This is a genomic window from Rhodococcus sp. MT28 (assembly GCF_058792695.1).
The window spans coordinates 38910-57565 of sequence record NZ_JBXAFD010000005.1; the positions used below are offsets into that span (position 1 = coordinate 38910).

Consider the following 18656-nt stretch of genomic DNA (forward strand, 5'->3'; position numbering starts at 1 on the left):
GCGCGCCTGTATCGGAGACAGCGCCGACAACAGGTGGCACCGACCCGAGTGTCGGTGTTGTGATCTACTCTCTTGCAATTGCGCGAGTACGCCTTGGGGGGCCGGCGGTAGTCGGACGAGGCGTCTGGCGGCAACAGCTGCAGCACCGATGGGGGTGGGTGAATTGAGCACTGTCAGATTTGCGCGTCGAGCACGCCGTGAATCGCCGCGCACACCGGGCGGCGAGGTGACGCTTCAGCCCCCACCGGAGATACCTCGCGTCACGCCGGGAAACCTACTGACCAAACTACTTCCGGTGATCATGGTGGTTGCCATGATCGGCATGGTGGCGCTGATGTTCTCTTCCGGCATGGCGCGCAATCCGATGTCCCTGCTGTTTCCGGTCATGATGATGGTGTCGATGCTCGGAATGCTCGCCGGGGGCGGTCGTAGCGGTGGAGCAAGAGCGTCCGAAGCGAACGAGGACCGCAAGGACTACCTCCGGTACCTGGATCAGATGCGTAGTGATGTTGCTGCGACGACTGGTGCGCAGCGTGCTGCTCTCGAGTGGAGCAATCCCGAGCCGTCGCTGCTCTGGACACTGGCCGGGACTGTGCGGATGTGGGAGCGTCAGATCACCGACTCGGACTACTGCCACGTTCGGGTAGGTCTGGGTACACAGCGATTGGCCACCAGACTCGTGTCTCCGGAGACCGGGCCGGTCGAGGATCTCGAACCCGTCGCTGCTGTCTCACTTCGGCGATTCGTCCGTGCACATTCGGTTGTGCAGGACCTGCCGACCGCCGTCTCGCTTCGCGGATTTGCTGCGATGTCCATCGAGGGGCAGAGAGATTCCGCTCGTGCGCTTGTCCGCTCGATGTTGATGCAGCTGTGCACATTCCACGGTCCGGACACGCTCCAAGTTGCGGTGGTGTGCGGTCCCGATACCGAATCCGAGTGGGAGTGGGTCAAGTGGCTCCCACACGTGCAACACCCGCAGTCTCAGGACGGCACCGGCACTGCACGCATGGTGTTCGGTTCGTATCTCGAATTCGAAAGTTCCCTCGGGGAACCGCTTTCGATGCGTGCTCGATTCGCTCGCAACACTCCAGCCAGTGCGGGCGTTCCGCATCTCGTGCTGGTCGTGGACGGTGGCTTACTCGAAGGTGACACCGGCCTGTTGTCCGAATCCGGGCTCGACTCGGTGACCGTCCTCGACCTCTGCGGGTTCTGCCCGCGGCTGGTGGCGACGCGTGGGTTGCGACTGGTCGTCGGTAGCGATCAGATCGGCGCGGTGAGCAGCGCAGGAGTTGAGAACTTTGCGAGGCCCGACGCTGCGACGACGAGCCTGGCGCAGGCGTTCGGCCGTCGCATCGCACCGTTCCGTGCGGCATCGCAGAATGCCGTCGACGCAGCTGACGACGACCGATCCCTTCGGACGTGGAGCCAGATGTTGGGGATAGGAAACGTTGCGAGGTTCAATCCTGAGCATGGCTGGCTTCCACGTCAGGGGCGCGACCGACTCCGTGTGCCGATCGGTGTCGGACAAGACGGAAACCCCGTCGAACTGGATCTGAAGGAGTCGGCCGAGAACGGTATGGGTCCGCACGGGCTGTGTATCGGAGCCACCGGTTCTGGCAAGTCGGAGTTCCTGCGAACCTTGGTGCTCGGCCTGATCGCGACCCACTCTCCCGACGCACTGAACCTCGTCCTGATCGACTTCAAAGGCGGTGCAACCTTTCTCGGCCTCGAGGAGGCGCCGCACGTTGCTGCGATCATCACCAACCTTGCCGAGGAATTGGCGATGGTCGATCGTATGAAGGACGCGCTCGCCGGCGAAATGAATCGTCGACAAGAACTGTTGCGTGCGGCAGGAAACTTCGCAAACGTGTCCGATTACGAGAAGGCGAGGCTGGCCGGCGCTGCACTAGATCCCTTGCCGGCACTCTTCGTGGTTGTCGACGAGTTTTCCGAACTGCTCAGTCAGCAGCCGGAATTTGCCGAATTGTTCGTGGCCATCGGGCGATTGGGCAGGTCACTTCACATTCACCTGCTGCTGGCCAGTCAGCGACTCGACGAAGGAAAGCTCCGGGGTCTCGACAGCCATCTTTCGTATCGCGTCGGGTTGAAAACGTTCTCGGCGAACGAGTCTCGTTCCGTCCTCGGCGTTCCCGATGCTTATCACCTTCCGGGCACACCCGGTGCGGGATACCTGAAGTCCGATTCTGCTGAGATCGTTCGCTTCCAAGGTGCGTACGTGTCAGGCCCGTACGAGGGCGAGCGGATCGTGCCCACTCGATTCTCGGTCGATTCCCCCGTCGAACTGGCGCCGCTGCCGTTTACCGCGAAGCCCGTGATCGGACCAGAGGCCGTTGTCGTTCCCGTCGAGCCCGACGTCGTCGACATGGGTGAAATCGGTGACGATGCACGTACTCTCATGGGAGTCCTCGTAGACCGCATGCGCGGTCACGGTCCACGTGCGCATGAAGTGTGGCTCCCGCCGCTCGAGTCATCTCCGACGCTTGACCAGTTGTTGCCGCGGTGGGCGACCGGTGATCAACCTCGCGGAAATCTGAGCGCTCCCTTCGGCATAGTCGACAGGCCGTTCGATCAGCGCCGCGATCTACTCGTCGCCGATCTCAACGGATCGACTGGCAACCTCGCGATTGTCGGCGGCCCGCAGTCGGGAAAGTCGACGGCGTTGCGCACGTTGATCTTGTCTCTGAGCATGACGCACACGCCGGAACAGATTCAGTTCTACTGCCTCGACTTCGGCGGTGGAACGCTCCTCGGATTGAAAGATCTGCCGCACGTCGGATCGGTGGCAAACCGCTTGGATTCCGACCGCGTCCGGCGCACAGTTGCCGAGGTACTCGGTGTGGTCGCTAAACGGGAGCGACTGTTTCGTGACCTCGGCATCGAATCGATGGCCGATTTCCGTAGATTGCGAACAGCTGATCCCACCGGGGAAGGTGAGGCTGCGGGACTCCGAGAGGACCCGTACGGTGACGTCTTCCTCGTCGTCGACGGTTGGCCAAGCGTTCGTTCGGATTTCGAATCACTCGAGCCCCAGATCAACATGCTCGCCGGTCAAGGTTTGTCCTTCGGTGTACACGTGATCGTCACGACGTCGAGGTGGGCCGAGATCCGGCCGGCACTCAAGGATCAACTGGGTACTCGCATCGAACTTCGTTTGGGTGATCCGGGAGATTCGGATGCGGGTCGCCGGAAAGCCGGCCTGGTGCCGGAAGGTCGACCGGGTCGTGGCATCACTCGCGACGGACTCCACCTTCTCACCGGACTACCTCGAATCGACGGCCTACCGGGTAGTGAGAACTCGAGTACGGCTGTGGTGGCGACGGTTGAACGTATTGCAGCCATGTCGAATTCGCGTCCGGCACCCACCGTGCGGATGCTCCCGGATTTCTACTCGCGGGCAGAACTTCTCGAAGCTGTCGGGACCCGGTGGCCCTCAACGAGCGCGGCCGACGGTCGGTGCCTCACGGTGCCGATCGGGCTCGGTGAGACCGACCTCGCCCCGGTGTACATGGACTTCCGGGAACACCCGCACCTGTTGATATTCGGCGACACCGCGTGTGGGAAGACATCTCTCTTGCGTGGAATAGCCGAAGGGATCATCGCGTCGAACACACCGGCCCAGGCCAAGCTGATCATCGGTGACTATCGGCATTCCCTGCTGGGCGTGGTCGAAGGGAATCACCTCGGCGGGTACTCGGCGTCGTCGACGACCTTCGGTGAATTGATGGTCGACTTGGCTCGGATCGTCGCTGCCAGAATGCCGAACGCCGAAACAACGCAGCAGCAATTGCGGGAACGGTCGTGGTGGAGTGGGCCGGAGATTTACGTACTGATCGACGACTACGACCTTGTGGCCACACCGAGTGGAAATCCGGTGGCGCCGTTGCTCGAATACATTCCGCACTCCAAGGACATCGGTTTGCACCTGGTTATTGCCCGCCGTTCCGGTGGTGCGGCCAGAGCACTGTACGAGCCGGTCATTGCGAGAATTCGCGACATGGCGCCGGCCGGATTGATCATGAGCGGAAGCCGTGACGAGGGAAATCTCGTCGGCACTGTCCGCGCGTCGGCGATGCCGGAAGGCCGTGGGGTCTACGTTTCCCGCTCGCAAACCCAACTTGTCCAAGTTCCGTGGATGCCACCGCTGTGACCGCTCCGTCCGCAGTGTCGGTCTCGTTACATTGGGGTGCATCGAATATCTGGGTCGTATCGGGTCAACGCGAATTCTGTTGCAGTGCAGACCTCCGACGCGAACCGGCGTCGGGCCCCGGTGCGGCCGGCGAGAATGCGATCGATTACATCGACGACGATTATGTCGACGTGGATGGTCGGGTTGTCCCGACAGTCTTGGAGGTGGCCAGGCTGATCTCCAGTGCGATGGACGGGTGCGGAATCGTCGACGCAGACATTCTTCATCTCAGTCATCCCTCGGATTGGGGTGCCCCACGCAGGCGGCGATTGCTCGATGCCGCACGTCGAGTGGCGCACGACGTCGTACTCGTTCCGACGTCGATCGCGGCGGCGAGGTCGGCTCATACGGCTTGGCGATCGCGGTGTGTCGTCCTCGAACTGCGAGGCGGAACGGTGGTCGCTTCTGTTGTCGCTGAGGTCGACGGTGAACTCCGAATCGACGGAACACAAAGTTCGGAGATCGCAGACGTTGCGGGGTTGTTTTCCGCAATCGGGGATCTATCGGTTCGGGACGCTGTGGTGTTGGTCGGGCCGAGCTCTCATGCTGTTGCGGCTTCGCTCGAACGGGGGTCGACGAATGTTCACGGCCACGCGAGCATCCGAATTCTGGACGAGAGCCGGGTGGCTGCGTCTCTGGTGGATCCTCAGACGCTCGTTCGCCAGACAACCGCGCGGGACAGTTCGGGACGAATTGTCGACAATTCGGCTTTCGGCGCCGGGTGGGTAGGCGATACGGATGGCGCGAAGTCGATTTCTGGCGCGGACTCGAATGCCTCTTCGCCGCGTCGCGTCGGCGGGCGGCGAAGAGGCCGTCGATGGTTCGCGGCGGCGCTTGCGGTGGTCGCCGTCGCCGGTGCGGTCGCAGCAACGGTCGTGGTGTCCACTCGCGATCGAGGCGATTCTCGGTTGGCGGGGTCGGTCGCAGCCACGGCGGAAGTCGAAGTCGAGATCGTGGAGGCGTCGAAAGAGCAGGAAACGCCTGCACCGAAGACTTCGATCTCGTCGATCGAGTCCGGGGCCACTCCGGAACTTACTCGTGTGGACGTGGGAAGCGTTGCGGCAGAATTGCCTTCCGATTGGAAGCTTCTGTCGCGAGGGACCTCGAGCGGGCGTACCGATTTGGTACCCGGTTCGGGTGCGGATCGCAAGATCGTGGTCATCGAGAAACGTCTTGCGGAAGGTGTGGGATTCGATTCCGTCGAAGCTGTTTTGCGTCAGCAGTTTTCGACGTTCGAGGACCCCTTGCGGTTCGCAGAGTTTGCTGTGCTCGACGATGCCGCAGGAAAACGGGCAGTGGTGTACGTCGAGTTTCCGGACGATTTCTCCGAGGTGCGTTGGCACGTATACGTCGACAACGGACGGCAAGTGAGTATCGGCTGCCAGTATCTGGTCGGTGAGTGGGGCAGTCTCGAAGCGGACTGCCTGCGGATGTGGCAGTCGGTCGAATTCACACCGTGACCGGATCGGTCGGTTCTGAAAATATTCTTCGGTCGGGCCGGAACCGTTGGTACGAAGGTCGCGTCAAAGTATGTGTAGCGCACATCAGGGAGTTCCGCTCGACCCCGGTGCACATCCGACGGACAAAGCCCGTTGTGTGTGATCGCCGATACCGAACGGTACTCACCGAATCCAGGGGGACGACATGGGCTTTACCGCAACTACCGCTGAATTGATCGATTCGGCGGGGACCATCGACGGACATCTCGGTGACATCAGGGGGCTGGTCAACGCTGTTCGGTCGGAGGCCGACGCTTCGCACAATTCGTGGAACGGTGCGGCGCAGGTCGAATACGCAGGAATCATGGAGCGATACAACAGCGCGGCCCTGAAGTTGGACACAGCTCTGACCGACATCTGCGAGCAGATCAAACAGGCCGCGGGAACCTTCGACTCGACCGAAGACGACAACGTCAGCTCGCTTCGCGGCGCGACGGTGAACATGTCCTGACCGCCAGCACTTCATCGTCCGGTCAAGCAATCCTCAGCCAGTAGTTCTCACAAGTTAGTTCTCACAAGTTCTCTCCAGTCACACCGAACCGGGAGCAGTTATGTCCGACAGGATCAAGTACGACTTCAGCGGCCTCGCAATGCTGTCCGATCAGATGAAACAGCAGGCCAAAGCGATCAACGACAAACAGGGCGACATCAAGGTTGTCGTGGACAAGCTGCAAGCAGGCTGGGAAGGGGCAGGTTCCGAAGCGTGGAACGACGCACAGCGTCGCTGGGCCCAGGCTTCCGAAGAACTGAACATGGTTCTCGCGCAGATCGCCGGAGCGACGGCGAGCGGCTCGGAGAAGATGCAGGAAGCTGATCGGATCGCCGCAAACGGGTTCGGTGGGTGACAACATCCCATGCCGTGATGACACCCCGCCTGCCCCGGTACCGTCAGGTTGCCGGGGCAGGCGCATGTCGATCGCTCGCGTCGCTGTGCTGGACGATGATGCTGTTGGCAGGAATGGCTGCGCTTTGACCTGGCAGCGGGTAGACCGGTATCGTCTATCGGTGGCGTGCCGTAGGGCTCCGGCAGAAATGCGTGGAGACCGGCGGTTCTCGGGTCTCAACTGGCCGCCGAGGATCGTTTACGCGATACGCACATGGTCAGCAGTGGAATGAATTAAGACGAGGAAGATCTGTGTCTACGTACACCCCGAAGGCCGGAGATGTGACCCACACGTGGCACGTCATCGACGCCACTGACGTGGTGCTCGGCCGTCTTGCCGTTCAGGCAGCGAACTTGCTGCGTGGCAAGCACAAGCCCACCTACGCGCCGCACATCGACGGTGGTGACTTCGTTGTCATCATCAACGCAGAGAAGGTTGCCATCAGCGGCAACAAGCTGCAGGGCAAGAATGTTTACCACCACTCCGGATTCCCGGGTGGCCTGAAGTCCCGCACTGTCGGTGAGGTCCTCGACAGGACTCCCGATCGTCTCGTCGAGAAGGCCATTGTCGGCATGCTCCCCAAGACGAAGCTCGGCCGCGCAATGAGTAGCAAGCTCAAGGTTTACGCGGGCCCGAATCACCCCCACACCGCGCAGCAGCCGGTGCCGTTCGAGATCAAGCAGGTCGCACAGTGACATCGCCGGAAGAGCAGAACGTGTCCGAAGAGAACATCGAAGCAGTGGAAGAGCTTGTCTCTGACGCAGTCGAGGTCGTCGAAGAGGTTGCTGCAGCTACGCTCGCACCGATCGTCCTCGATCGCCCGGTCCAGACCGTCGGTCGCCGCAAGGAGGCTGTCGTTCGCGTCCGGATGGCTCCCGGTACCGGTCAGTTCAAGCTCAACGGTCGTACGTTGGAGGACTACTTCCCCAACAAGGTTCACCAGCAGCTGATCAAGGCTCCGCTGGTGCTCGTCGAGCGTCCCGAGTCTTTCGACATCATTGCACTGCTGCACGGTGGCGGCCCGTCCGGTCAGGCAGGCGCACTGCGTCTGGCTATCGCGCGCGCACTCATCGAGGTAACCCCTGATGATCGTCCGGCCCTCAAGCGTGCAGGCTTCCTGACGCGTGACGCCCGCGCGGTCGAGCGTAAGAAGTACGGCCTGAAGAAGGCCCGTAAGGCATCGCAGTACTCCAAGCGCTGATGCTTTGCCGAGGTTGACCCGACGGGTCTGCTTCGGCACCTGTTCACCACAAGAGCGGGCGTCCATCGTTACCGGACGCTCGCTCTTGTGTTTCTCGGAGAAATTCCCTTCTCGAGTTCCCTTCTCGAGGTTCACAGGATTCAGGAGTCGTTCTATGGGTCGGTTGTTCGGTACTGACGGTGTTCGTGGACTTGCCAATTCGGATCTGACTGCAGATCTTGCATTGAGATTGGCAGTTGCCGCGGCGAGCGTACTGACAGCCGACACCTCGGACGCACGTCCGACCGCCGTGATCGGCCGCGATCCTCGCGCCAGCGGTGAGATGCTTCAAGCCGCGGTGACCGCAGGATTGAGTTCCGCGGGTGTCGACGTGCTCGACGTGGGTATTCTTCCGACTCCGGCAGTTGCATACTTGACGGCAAAGCTCGACGCCAGTCTCGGTGTCATGATCTCTGCATCGCATAATCCCATGCCGGACAACGGAATCAAGATTTTCGCAGCCGGTGGACACAAGCTCGATGATGCTGTCGAGGTGGCGATCGAGGATGCACTCGAGGGCACTGCACCGCCCGTCCTACCGACAGGTGCCGGGATCGGCCGCGTCCGTACGGTCGACGACGCCGCTCAGCTGTACCTTGCGCATCTGGCGAGCGCGGCGAGCGAGCCACTCGCTGGACTCACCGTTGTGGTCGACTGCGCCAACGGCGCCGCTTCCGCGCTCGCACCGGTTGCCTACGCGGCAGCGGGCGCTCGCGTCATCGCGATCAGCGCCGATCCCGACGGCCTCAACATCAACGACGGCTGCGGATCGACGCACCTGGAGAATCTTCAGAAAGCCGTAGTCGATCACGGGGCGGACCTAGGCCTCGCGCACGACGGCGACGCCGACCGCTGCCTGGCCGTCGACGAGACCGGAGCGGTGGTCGACGGTGACGCGATCATGGCAGTTCTGGCGATCGCGATGAACGACGCCGGTGAGTTGGTCGAGAACACTCTCGTCGCGACTGTCATGAGCAATCTCGGTTTGCACATCGCGATGCGCGAGGCCGGTATCAACATCGTGACTGCTGCCGTAGGCGACCGCTACGTCTTGGAGGAACTGCGCGCGGGCGGATACAGCCTCGGTGGCGAGCAGTCAGGCCATGTCGTGTTGCCGGCGTTCGGCACCACGGGCGATGGGATTCTCACCGGCCTCCGGCTGCTCGGACGCATGGCTCGCACGGGTAAGTCGGCATCCGCGCTGGCCGCAACGATGACAACCCTCCCGCAAGTTCTGATCAACGTGAAGGTCGGGGACAAGGCGACAGTCGCAGCATCGCCGTCGGTACTCGCAGCAGTCGCGGACGCAGAGCGCGTCCTCGGTGACGGTGGTCGCGTGCTCCTGCGCCCGTCCGGGACAGAGCAACTGGTCCGCGTCATGGTCGAGGCCACCGAACTTCCGCTCGCGCAGAAGCTGGCCGACGAGTTGGCCGAGATCGTCGGTTCGGTTTAGCCCCTCATTACGCGTTCGCGTTTTGAGGGAACGTAATTGCGCCCTGCTGCGTCCAAGGAGTCAAAGGCCGCTCGACGTTCGAGTGGTTCCGTTGAAACTTGGGAGCGCTCGTGGATGTCGACCGCGCTGGAACAGATGAATTGGCGCGCCATGCGGTGTCGGCGGCCCAGGCTCTGCGCGATTCTGCCGAGCCGATCAGGCGTCTGCGATTCAGCGGTGCCGTTTCGGGCCGTGATTACGCCGAGCATGGAGCCGCGTTGGCGTCGGCATTGGCGGTCCTGAATTCTCGCTTGACTGGCCGTGCGGATCTTCTCGATGCGTTGGCGCGTCGGCTTTCCTCTTCGGCTGAGGTGATCGCTGAGGTGGACGGTCAGGGTGCGCAGCGATTGCGAGACTCCAGCGGGTCGGTCTCATGAGACGGACGAGCGGTACCGCACAGGCAGTACCAAACAGCTACTATTGCGTCGAAGATATTCTTGCACTGCGTGATTCGCGCGTGCGTCCTGACGAAATCCTGGATGCTGGTGCGAGGGGACTGCAGTTCTTCGATCGATTTCACGACCTGGCCTCTCGGTTGGGCTTCGAAGAACGGATGCTTACGTCCTACGAGGATGCGTATCGCGCAGAGGCTGGTATCGATTTCGAGGCACTAATGCGAGATGCGTCGGACATGGCGGCAGCGGTGGACGGTTCGGTCGCCGAGATCGCGATGCTGACGACCCTGGCGGAGAATCTTCCTGCAGTGTGGAATGTTTCCGGCGTGGGTGCGGTCGTAGATCATGCCTTCGCGGCGCGGCGTGAAGCTCGGTCCGATGCGGATTCGGCGCCACTGTTGATCACGCTGGCCGACGAGTTCGCGCGGACGGTTCGAACGGCTTTGGCAGACAAGGCTTTCAAGGTGGCAAGCCTCGACCGGGCGACGATCGGCGGTCTGGGTGCGGGGGAGATCGACCAGCTGACTCACGTCGCTTCCACCGGTCGTGGTGCGGCGCCATGGCTGGACACGGTTTTTCGTTCGGCGTATCTGGATACTCGCGATGAATTCGACAGGGCGTGTGCGGAGTGCGCGAGCGCGGTTGGTCATGCTTTTGACGCCGCGACCCAGTGGGTGACAGACGCGTTCACGTCAACCTTTCCGATCGCCGAGCCGAGTGCATCAGGTGTCGCCGCCGCTCCTGTCTCTTTCTCGATCGGCGGCAACACTTGGGGCTTCTCGATTGCGTCCGACGGTCGTGGGGTGAGTCTGGATGTTGCAGGTGCTGACGGGAACTCTGTGTCGGCCACCCTGGAGTTGAGCGAAAATGGTTGGCCGAGAATAGTGCTCGATGCCGATCCGGAGATGTCGCTGCACGAGGCGCGCCCGCAAGAAGCGTCCCAGCCTGCGACACTCCAGCCCGAAACTCCCGACCCTGAGATTCGCGAGCACGAGGTGCCGGTTGAATCCAACGCCGAGTTCTCGCCCGCGCCGGACCCGGAGCCGCCTTCCACAGTCCCCGACGAGTCGATCGTGGTCCCCGACGGAGAGACGGGCGCTGAGTTGGCCGGAGCTGGTCCGCTGTGAAGTCCGTTCACGCGCCGTTCGAAGCGATCCGTCGAACCCTCGATTCTCAACTCGACGACTTCCGTGAGCGCAGAGTGGCCGCAGCGAGCGCGGAATCGCACCAGGAGCCGCCGTCCGAAACGACATCCGCCGAGAATGACACGGATGGGCCGGTCAGGTCCGGCCCGTATCTGCGATCCGCGTCAGAGCCGACGCCGACGCCGACGCCGCCGTGCTCGCCGCCGGAGTCGGTGGCGAGTACGGACTCCTACTTACGCAACAGCTGGCTGGCCCGCGCGTCGGAGTGAGGTTCGACCGGCAGCAACGGCGCCGTGTGCGGAATCTCGACGTCGGGATCAGCAAAATCCTTGTACTTCTTGTCGCCGGTCAGATGGAACAACAGGAAGCCCGTGAGCAGGCACCGTGTGGCGGCCTGTGTCTTGCGCTCGGATCCACCGAGGCCCAGGGCGCCGAGGAGTCGGCGGCCTTCGATCAGTCCGGCGTCTTGGGCGTCATTCACGGTACGTGCGATGACAGGACCGCCCCACTCCACGCTCAGCGGCCGGGCATTGCTGGTCAAGGAATCGACGTCGTCTTCGCCGGCGAGGATCAATCCGGGCGCTGTGATCTTCGACGCGTAGTTCTCCGCCTTGGGTGCTGTCGGGGCCGGGAACAGTGCGGCTACCGCACCGACATCCCCGCGCTGCGCTGCGGCCAGTACCGCCGCGCCCGCGCCCATGCCGTGACCGGCAAAGGCGACCCGATCGGGTTGGACGCTGATCTGTCCGGGGCCGAGTCGCACGCCGACGCAGATGTCGAGCGTCGCTCGAAGATCTGCAGCCAATCCGAGATGTGACGGGACCGGACCGCGTTCGCTGTCGGGCGCCGCTGCGACAATTCCCCAGGAAGCGAGGTGCTGGAGTGTCTGCTCGTACTTGTGGGACCCGACCATCCACCCGTGCGCGAAGGCAACGGCGGGGAGATTGAAACCGGTTTCCGGCGTGTACACGACACCCGGCTGTCCGGCCAGGGCGAGGTTGCCGCGGAGAACTCGGTGCGGGCCGCGCTTGGACAGCTCACGGGTCAGTGTCTTCAGTTTCGGTGCCACGGTTGAAGACGTTATCCGATGAGCCGCCTCGTGTATGCGGAGCGGACGCTGCAACCAGGTGCGGGAACCGCAAATGCGCCCACCGCCGATGTCCAAGTACCCTGAGTCACCATGTGCGGAATCGTGGGATACGTCGGCCACCGCCCAGCTCTGGGCGTTGTGGTGGAGGCTTTGCGACGAATGGAGTATCGCGGGTACGACTCGTCGGGAATCGCGATTCTCGACGGAACCGGTGGGGTCGAGATCGAGCGTAAGGCCGGTAAGTTGGCCAACCTCGAGGCGGAGCTCGGCGAGTACGGTGCGGATCACTTCGTCGGTACGTCCGGTATGGGCCATACACGTTGGGCGACGCATGGGCGTCCGACGGACCGCAATGCGCACCCGCATCGTGATGCCTCGGGCAAGCTGGCTGTCGTTCACAACGGAATCATCGAGAATTTTGCCCCGCTGCGTGCGGAGCTCGAGGCTGCAGGCGTCGAACTGCAGAGCGACACGGATTCCGAGGTCGCGGTTCACCTCGTCGCCCGGGCGTACGCCCAGGGGCCGACGGCAGGTGATTTCATCGAGAGTGCGCTGTCGGTGGTTCGTCGGTTGGAAGGTGCGTTCACGCTCGTCTTCACGCACGCTGATCACGCGGACACGATTGTCGCCGCGCGCCGCTCGACACCGCTCGTAGTCGGTGTCGGTGAGGGCGAGATGTTCCTCGGCTCCGACGTCGCTGCATTCATCGAGCACACACGCGATGCGGTTGAACTCGGACAGGATCAGGCAGTGGTGATCACTGCCGACAGCTACCGGATCTCCGACTTCGCGGGTAACGAGGCAGAAGGACGCCCGTTCCGCATCGACTGGGATCTCGCGGCCGCCGAAAAAGGTGGTCACGATTACTTCATGCTCAAGGAGATCGAAGAGCAGCCGACCGCTGTCGCCGACACGCTCCTCGGCCACTTCGAAAACGGGAAGATCGTCCTCGACGAGCAGCGGTTGTCCGATCAGGAACTGCGCGACGTCGACAAGGTGTTCGTTGTCGCTTGCGGTAGCGCTTACCACTCCGGTCTGTTGGCGAAGTACGCGATCGAGCATTGGACGCGTCTACCTGTCGAGGTCGAACTCGCCAGCGAATTCCGTTACCGCGACCCGGTTCTCGATCGCTCGACGCTTGTTGTCGCAATCTCGCAGTCGGGGGAAACGGCCGATACGCTCGAGGCTGTCAAGCACGCCAAGGACCAGAAGGCACGCGTCCTGGCGATCTGCAACACCAACGGTGCACAGATCCCGCGTGAAGCCGACGCAGTCCTCTACACCCGGGCAGGACCGGAAATCGCGGTCGCGTCCACCAAGGCGTTCCTGGCGCAGGTGACCGCGAACTACCTCGTCGGTTTGGCTTTGGCGCAGGCTCGCGGAACCAAGTATCCGGACGAGGTCGCCCGCGAGTACGCCGACCTCGAAGCGATGCCCGCATTGGTCAGCAAGGTACTCGAGACGGCAGAACCGGTGCGCGCGTTGGCGCGCCAGTTCGCGCACGCGTCGACCGTGCTGTTCCTGGGGCGTCACGTCGGCTACCCGGTGGCGCTCGAGGGTGCGCTCAAGCTCAAGGAGCTCGCGTACATGCACGCCGAGGGCTTTGCCGCCGGTGAGCTCAAGCACGGCCCGATCGCCTTGATCGAGGAGGACCTTCCGGTCATCATCGTCATGCCGTCGCCGCAGGGCCGCGCTGTCCTGCACTCGAAGTTGGTGTCCAACATTCAGGAGATCAAGGCGCGCGGGGCGACGACTATCGTCATCGCTGAGGAAGGCGACACCGTCGCCGCGGCGCACGCGGATCACCTGATCGAGATTCCGGCGTCACCGACTCTGCTGCAGCCGTTGCTGTCCACGGTTCCGTTGCAGATCTTTGCGGCCGAGGTTGCCGCGGCGCGTGGCTACGACGTCGACAAGCCGCGTAACCTGGCGAAATCGGTTACGGTCGAGTAGCTTTCGCTAGAAAATCGGGCCCCGCAGTCGCAAGACTGTGGGGCCCGAGCGCGTTACGGCGTCTCGACGACGACGGTTCCGCGCATCTCGGGATGCGGTGTGCAGGTGTAGTCGTAGGTTCCGGGTTCGGTGAACGTGTAGGTGTAGGTTCCCGATTTCTTGAGCGGACTGCGGAGTTTGCCCTTGGCGTCCCCGAGGCCGTTGACGTCGTGGGCCATTCCGTTGTCGTCGAACACCCACGTGACCGTCTCGCCGACATTCACGGTGATGGACGCGGGGGAGTACGCCATCCCGGAGATGGTCACCACGGGTCCGCTGGCCGTCGTTTCCGGAGCCGGTGGTGTGGAGTCGGTGCCGGAACTGCACCCGACCAGACCGAGAGCGAGCACGAGACCCGCGATTGCCGGGCGAAGACGTGATTTCATGGTTTCGAGGGTAGCGACGGCAACTGAAGGGTTCCGACATGCGTGGGTACTACACAGCCGATCAGGTGCGAGCAGCTGAGGCGCCGCTGCTCGACAAGCTGCCCGACGGGGTGCTGATGCGTCGAGCGGCGTACGGTCTTGCGCGAGTAGTCGCGGACGAATTGCGTTCCCGTACAGGGTCGGTCGCGCATCGGTCGGTGACGCTGCTGGTCGGTACGGGCGACAACGGCGGTGATGCCCTGTGGGCCGGTGCGTTGCTCCGCAAACGAGGTGTGAGCGTGCGGGCCGTGTTGCTCGATCCGGCGCGCGCTCATCGGGCGGGCCTCGATGCTCTCTTGAAGGCCGGCGGCCGAGTCGCCGCCGAAGTCGGGTCGCCGGATCTGGTGATCGACGGCATCGTCGGGATTTCCGGGCACGGCGGTCTACGGCCTGACGCGGCCGATCTCGTCGGCCAGGTGGATGCACCGATCGTGGCGGTCGATCTTCCGAGCGGCGTCGACGCGAACACCGGCGCAGTGGACGGCCCGTCGGTGACCGCTGATGTGACGGTCACATTCGGTGCGCTCAAGCCGGTACACGTACTCGCGGCTCCGCTGTGTGGTCGTGTCGAACTCGTGGACATCGGATTGAGCGTCGGCGAACCCGAGTTCGGTTCGCTCGATCCGGCGGAGGTCGGTGCGCTGTGGCCGGTGCCCGGTCCGGAGGACGACAAGTATTCGCAGGGTGTGGTGGGCATCGTTGCGGGAAGTGAGCAGTATCCCGGCGCGGGCGTGCTCTGTACCGGTGCCGCGGTTACCGCGACCGCCGGCCTGGTCCGCTACGCCGGGCACGGCGCCACCGAGGTGCTCGCCCTGTTCCCGGAGGTGATTGCGAGTGAGACGTTCCGAGCCGCCGGGCGAGTTCAGGCGTGGGTGGTCGGCCCCGGTATGGGTACCGACGACGACGCCGCGCGACTTCTGGCGTCGGTGCTGGCTACTGATGTACCCGTTGTTGTCGATGCGGACGGACTTACCCTCCTCGCTCAGCGTCCCGAACTTGTCGCAGCCCGGACCGCGCCGACACTGTTGACGCCCCACGCCGGCGAGTTCGCTCGATTCACAACTCTTGGCGACGACAGGATCGCGGCCACGCGTGCTCTTGCCGCACGCCTCGGAGTCACGGTCCTGCTGAAGGGCCATACGACGGTGATCTCGGATCCCGGCGGTGAGGTGCTGGTCAACGACGCCGGCGGCTCCTGGGCATCGACGGCAGGTTCGGGTGACATCCTCTCCGGTGTGATCGGTGCGTTGCTGGCGGCGGGTCTGAGCCCTCTCGAAGCCGGGGCCGTCGGGGCGCGGGCGCACGCGTTGGCTGCGAACATCGCCGCTGCCGGCGGTCAGAGCGATGTCGCCGGAGCACCGATTTCGGCTTCACCCCTGCTGGGAGGTCTGCGGGAATCGGTGCGTGTGCTTCGCTCTTTTGCCCTCGATTGAGGGTGTTCAAACCCGAACACGTGTCCGATTCTGCGTGGGTGGCAGGATTGTCGCCATGACGCTTGCCCAGGGAAGAGCACCGAAGGAGCCTGCGGAGGGGAAGGCGAGCCGACTCGACGACGCAGTAGGGCCGCAGACGGAGGCAGTCGTCGATCTGGACGCGATCGCGCACAACGTGCGTGTTCTGCGTGAATTTGCCGGGGATGCAGCGTTGATGGCGGTCATCAAGGCGGACGGATACAACCACGGCGCAGTTGCGGTGGCGCGGACGGCGCTCTCGGCGGGAGCCCGGGAACTCGGCGTCACCACCATCGCGGAGGCACTGGTCCTTCGCGAGGCAGGCATCACCGCTCCCGTCCTTGCCTGGCTGCACGGCGTCGACGCCGATTTCGGCTCGGCGATCCGATCGGACGTCGAGATCGGCGTGTCCTCCCCGCGACACCTGGCCGCTGTCGTCGGCGCGGCACGGGTTCTGGGACAACAGGCGACGGTGACGCTCAAGGTGGACACCGGTCTCAATCGCAACGGCGTATCGAGAACCGAGTGGCCGCAGATGCTCGACGACCTCGCCACTGCGCGGGACGAGGGCACGATCAGGCTGCGCGGAGTGTTCTCTCACCTCGCGCACTCGGACGAACCGCATCACGACGTCATCGACATGCAGAAGCAGCGTTTGATCGACGCGGTTGCCGACGTCCGCGCTCGCGGATTCGACCCCGAGGTCGTTCATCTTTCCAACTCCGCTGCTACAGTCACCCGTCCTGACCTGCGGTTTGACATGGTTCGGCCGGGAATCGCGATATATGGATTGTCTCCGGTGCCCGAACTCGGAGATTTCGGTTTACGACCGGCGATGACGCTGCGAGCGAAGGTGATTCTGGTGAAGAAGGTAGCCGCCGGAGAGGGCGTCTCCTACGGGCATCAGTGGGTCGCACCGCACGACACCACTCTTGCGCTGCTTCCCGTCGGCTACGCCGACGGTTTGTCTCGCTCACTGAGTGGCAAGTTCGAAGTGCAGTTGGGCGGTAAGCGTCGCCAGGCTGTCGGGCGAATCTGCATGGACCAGGTATTGGTGGACCTGGGGCCGGACGGTGACGGAGTTCGCGAAGGCGACACCGCGATCTTCTTCGGCAACGGCGATCACGGCGAACCCAACGCGCAGGCCTGGGCCGACGTACTCGACACCATTCACTACGAGGTCGTGACCGGGATACGTGGACGCACTGTGCGTACGTACATCGGGGGAGAGACGTCATGAAGACTGCAGGAAAGATGAGCATTCTCGGTGGCCTGCTCAGCGCCGTGGCGCTCGGCTCGATGGCCGGCGTGAACGCATTCAAGACCGCGACGCGTCCGGGCCGGGAAATCTACGCGGACGAGGACTTCGACCTCATGACGCGCGACCGCAAGAGCACGGTGCGCACCGAGGACGGTGTCGAGCTGGCAGTTCGCGAAGTGGGACCGGACGACGCTCCGCTGACAGTCGTTTTCGTGCACGGATACTGCCTGAGTGCGCTGTCCTGGCATTTCCAGCGCCGCCAGCTCGAAGAGCGATGGGGCAACAAGGTTCGCATGGTGTTCTACGACCAGCGCGGACACGGAGACTCGGGCATGCCGCGTTCGAAGAGTTGTACGGTTTCTCAGCTCGGCCGCGACCTCGCGACCGTCGTCGATGCCAAGGTACCCAAGGGACCGATAGTTCTGGTCGGTCACTCGATGGGCGGCATGACGGTACTCGCGCTCGCCGGTCAGCGACCCGAATGGTTCGAGGGCCGAGTCATCGGCGTGGGGCTGGTCGCGACGACGGCGGCAGGCCTGGCGGAGACCGGCCTGACCCGCAATCTGCAGAATCCGATCATCGACGGATTCCGGTTGGCAGTGCGCACCTCACCAGGAGTAGTTCAGCATGCCCGGGGCGCTGCGCGAGTATTGATCACGCCGATCCTGCGTGCGGCCTCGTACGGCACCGATGTCAGCCCACGGCTGCATGAACTCTCGGACGGCATGCTCGACCGCACCTCGGTTGTGACCATCGTCAATTTCCTGCGGACGTTGGAACTGCACGACGAGTCCGCTTCTCTCGAGGTCCTCGCGCACACACCGGCAGTCGTGATCTGCGGCGATCAAGACATGATGATTCCGTTCGTCAGCTCCAAGCGTCTCGCTGCCGATCTCCCCGAATCCGAACTCGTGCGAGTTCACGGGGCCGGCCATCTGGTGCAGCTCGAGTTCCCGGCGATCGTGACGGACGCAATCGACAAGTTGGTGCAGCGAGCGCAGGTAGAAGAGCGGTCCGATGTCGGCTGAGAACTCCACGGGACTTCCCGTGTCCGGACAGATCACGTTGGAAACGGCCGAGGATACCGAGGCTTTCGGCCGACGCTTGGCGGCGGGACTTGTTGCCGGCGACCTGGTGGTGCTGGACGGTCCACTCGGGGCAGGCAAGACCGCGTTGACGCGCGGAATCGGCGCCGGGCTCGGGGTGCAGGGCCGGGTGACGTCCCCGACGTTCGTCATCGCTCGTGAGCATCGTCCGGGCACCCGCCCCGGCGGCGGAGTTCCCGTCGGCATGATCCACGTCGACGCATACCGGCTGGGAGACAGCGGACCGCATGCGCTCGACGAACTCGATGCCCTCGACCTCGACACCGACCTCACCGATGCAGTGGTGGTGGTCGAATGGGGTGGTGACGTCGTGGAAAGGCTCGTCGAACGGCACCTGCGAGTGCAGCTTCATCGGGAACCCGAATCGGATGTGCGGACTGCGAGTTGGTCCTGGACGTCGTGAAAGGGAGTTTGGTGTCACAGACGTCGTGAAACGGCGTTTCGTGTCACAGACGTCGTGACCCTCCCG

17 protein-coding genes are annotated in these 18656 nt (G+C 63.4%); 15 read left to right on the plus strand and 2 right to left on the minus strand.

Features of this window, described 5'->3' with window-relative positions; all coding sequences use genetic code 11:
- The first annotated feature begins 163 nt into the window (after positions 1–163).
- From eccCa to AC1Q6C_RS20010, 10 genes are all read left to right on the plus strand, one after another.
- Positions 164–4168: a type VII secretion protein EccCa gene (gene eccCa, locus AC1Q6C_RS19965; RefSeq protein ID WP_050655862.1), complete on the plus strand. Its 4005-nt coding sequence runs from the start codon at positions 164–166 to the stop codon at positions 4166–4168.
- Entirely contained in the window at positions 4165–5667 is a 1503-nt protein-coding gene (locus AC1Q6C_RS19970; protein WP_050655861.1) for a type VII secretion-associated protein, read from the plus strand. The genes eccCa and AC1Q6C_RS19970 overlap by 4 nt, the downstream gene beginning before the upstream one ends.
- Before the next feature lie 184 nt (positions 5668–5851).
- Complete coding sequence (locus tag AC1Q6C_RS19975) at positions 5852–6157, plus strand: WXG100 family type VII secretion target (RefSeq protein WP_003940986.1); 306 nt, start codon at positions 5852–5854, stop codon at positions 6155–6157.
- A 100-nt stretch (positions 6158–6257) separates the two neighbouring features.
- Entirely contained in the window at positions 6258–6551 is a 294-nt protein-coding gene (locus tag AC1Q6C_RS19980; protein WP_492666740.1) for a WXG100 family type VII secretion target, read from the plus strand.
- A 290-nt stretch (positions 6552–6841) separates the two neighbouring features.
- Positions 6842–7285 carry a 50S ribosomal protein L13 gene (gene rplM / locus AC1Q6C_RS19985; protein ID WP_003940842.1) on the plus strand — a complete coding sequence of 148 codons (444 nt, stop codon included), beginning with the start codon at positions 6842–6844 and terminating at the stop codon, positions 7283–7285.
- A complete protein-coding gene (gene rpsI, locus AC1Q6C_RS19990) occupies positions 7282–7791 on the plus strand; it encodes a 30S ribosomal protein S9 (RefSeq protein ID WP_007728596.1) in 510 nt (169 codons plus the stop codon). The genes rplM and rpsI overlap by 4 nt, the downstream gene beginning before the upstream one ends.
- A 154-nt stretch (positions 7792–7945) precedes the next feature.
- Positions 7946–9283 (plus strand): phosphoglucosamine mutase, encoded by a 1338-nt coding sequence (gene glmM, locus AC1Q6C_RS19995; RefSeq protein WP_050655854.1) that lies wholly within the window; start codon positions 7946–7948, stop codon positions 9281–9283.
- A gap of 110 nt (positions 9284–9393) precedes the next feature.
- Positions 9394–9699: a hypothetical protein gene (locus AC1Q6C_RS20000; protein WP_050655853.1), complete on the plus strand. Its 306-nt coding sequence runs from the start codon at positions 9394–9396 to the stop codon at positions 9697–9699.
- Positions 9700–9779: 80 nt separating this feature from the next.
- Positions 9780–10844, plus strand: coding sequence for a hypothetical protein (locus AC1Q6C_RS20005; RefSeq protein WP_238587985.1), 1065 nt, complete (start codon positions 9780–9782; stop codon positions 10842–10844).
- A complete protein-coding gene (locus tag AC1Q6C_RS20010) occupies positions 10841–11131 on the plus strand; it encodes a hypothetical protein (protein WP_076949013.1) in 291 nt (96 codons plus the stop codon). Before AC1Q6C_RS20005 ends, AC1Q6C_RS20010 begins: the two co-directional genes overlap by 4 nt.
- On the opposite strand, the gene AC1Q6C_RS20015 is transcribed toward AC1Q6C_RS20010, so the two are convergent.
- A complete protein-coding gene (locus AC1Q6C_RS20015; RefSeq protein ID WP_003941000.1) occupies positions 11092–11931 on the minus strand; it encodes a poly(ethylene terephthalate) hydrolase family protein in 840 nt (279 codons plus the stop codon). The two genes, AC1Q6C_RS20010 and AC1Q6C_RS20015, sit on opposite strands and share 40 nt — an antisense overlap.
- A 111-nt stretch (positions 11932–12042) precedes the next feature.
- Here AC1Q6C_RS20015 and glmS point away from each other — a divergent pair, with 111 nt between their 5' ends.
- Positions 12043–13905, plus strand: coding sequence for a glutamine--fructose-6-phosphate transaminase (isomerizing) (gene glmS, locus AC1Q6C_RS20020; protein ID WP_003940837.1), 1863 nt, complete (start codon positions 12043–12045; stop codon positions 13903–13905).
- Positions 13906–13958: 53 nt separating this feature from the next.
- On the opposite strand, the gene AC1Q6C_RS20025 is transcribed toward glmS, so the two are convergent.
- Complete coding sequence (locus AC1Q6C_RS20025) at positions 13959–14330, minus strand: plastocyanin/azurin family copper-binding protein (protein ID WP_003940908.1); 372 nt, start codon at positions 14328–14330, stop codon at positions 13959–13961.
- A gap of 38 nt (positions 14331–14368) precedes the next feature.
- Between AC1Q6C_RS20025 and AC1Q6C_RS20030 the strand changes: the two genes are divergently transcribed.
- Genes AC1Q6C_RS20030 through tsaE form a run of 4 tightly spaced genes read left to right on the plus strand, consistent with a single transcriptional unit; the run spans position 14369 to position 18590 of the window.
- The gene (locus tag AC1Q6C_RS20030) at positions 14369–15802 is read left to right on the plus strand and encodes an NAD(P)H-hydrate dehydratase (RefSeq protein WP_492666741.1); all 1434 of its coding nucleotides are present in this window, start codon (positions 14369–14371) and stop codon (positions 15800–15802) included.
- 55 nt (positions 15803–15857) lie between these two features.
- A complete protein-coding gene (gene alr / locus AC1Q6C_RS20035; RefSeq protein ID WP_158170550.1) occupies positions 15858–17060 on the plus strand; it encodes an alanine racemase in 1203 nt (400 codons plus the stop codon).
- Complete coding sequence (locus AC1Q6C_RS20040; protein WP_492666742.1) at positions 17057–18109, plus strand: alpha/beta fold hydrolase; 1053 nt, start codon at positions 17057–17059, stop codon at positions 18107–18109. Before alr ends, AC1Q6C_RS20040 begins: the two co-directional genes overlap by 4 nt.
- Entirely contained in the window at positions 18099–18590 is a 492-nt protein-coding gene (gene tsaE, locus AC1Q6C_RS20045) for a tRNA (adenosine(37)-N6)-threonylcarbamoyltransferase complex ATPase subunit type 1 TsaE (protein WP_003940673.1), read from the plus strand. Before AC1Q6C_RS20040 ends, tsaE begins: the two co-directional genes overlap by 11 nt.
- Positions 18591–18656 lie beyond the last annotated feature (66 nt).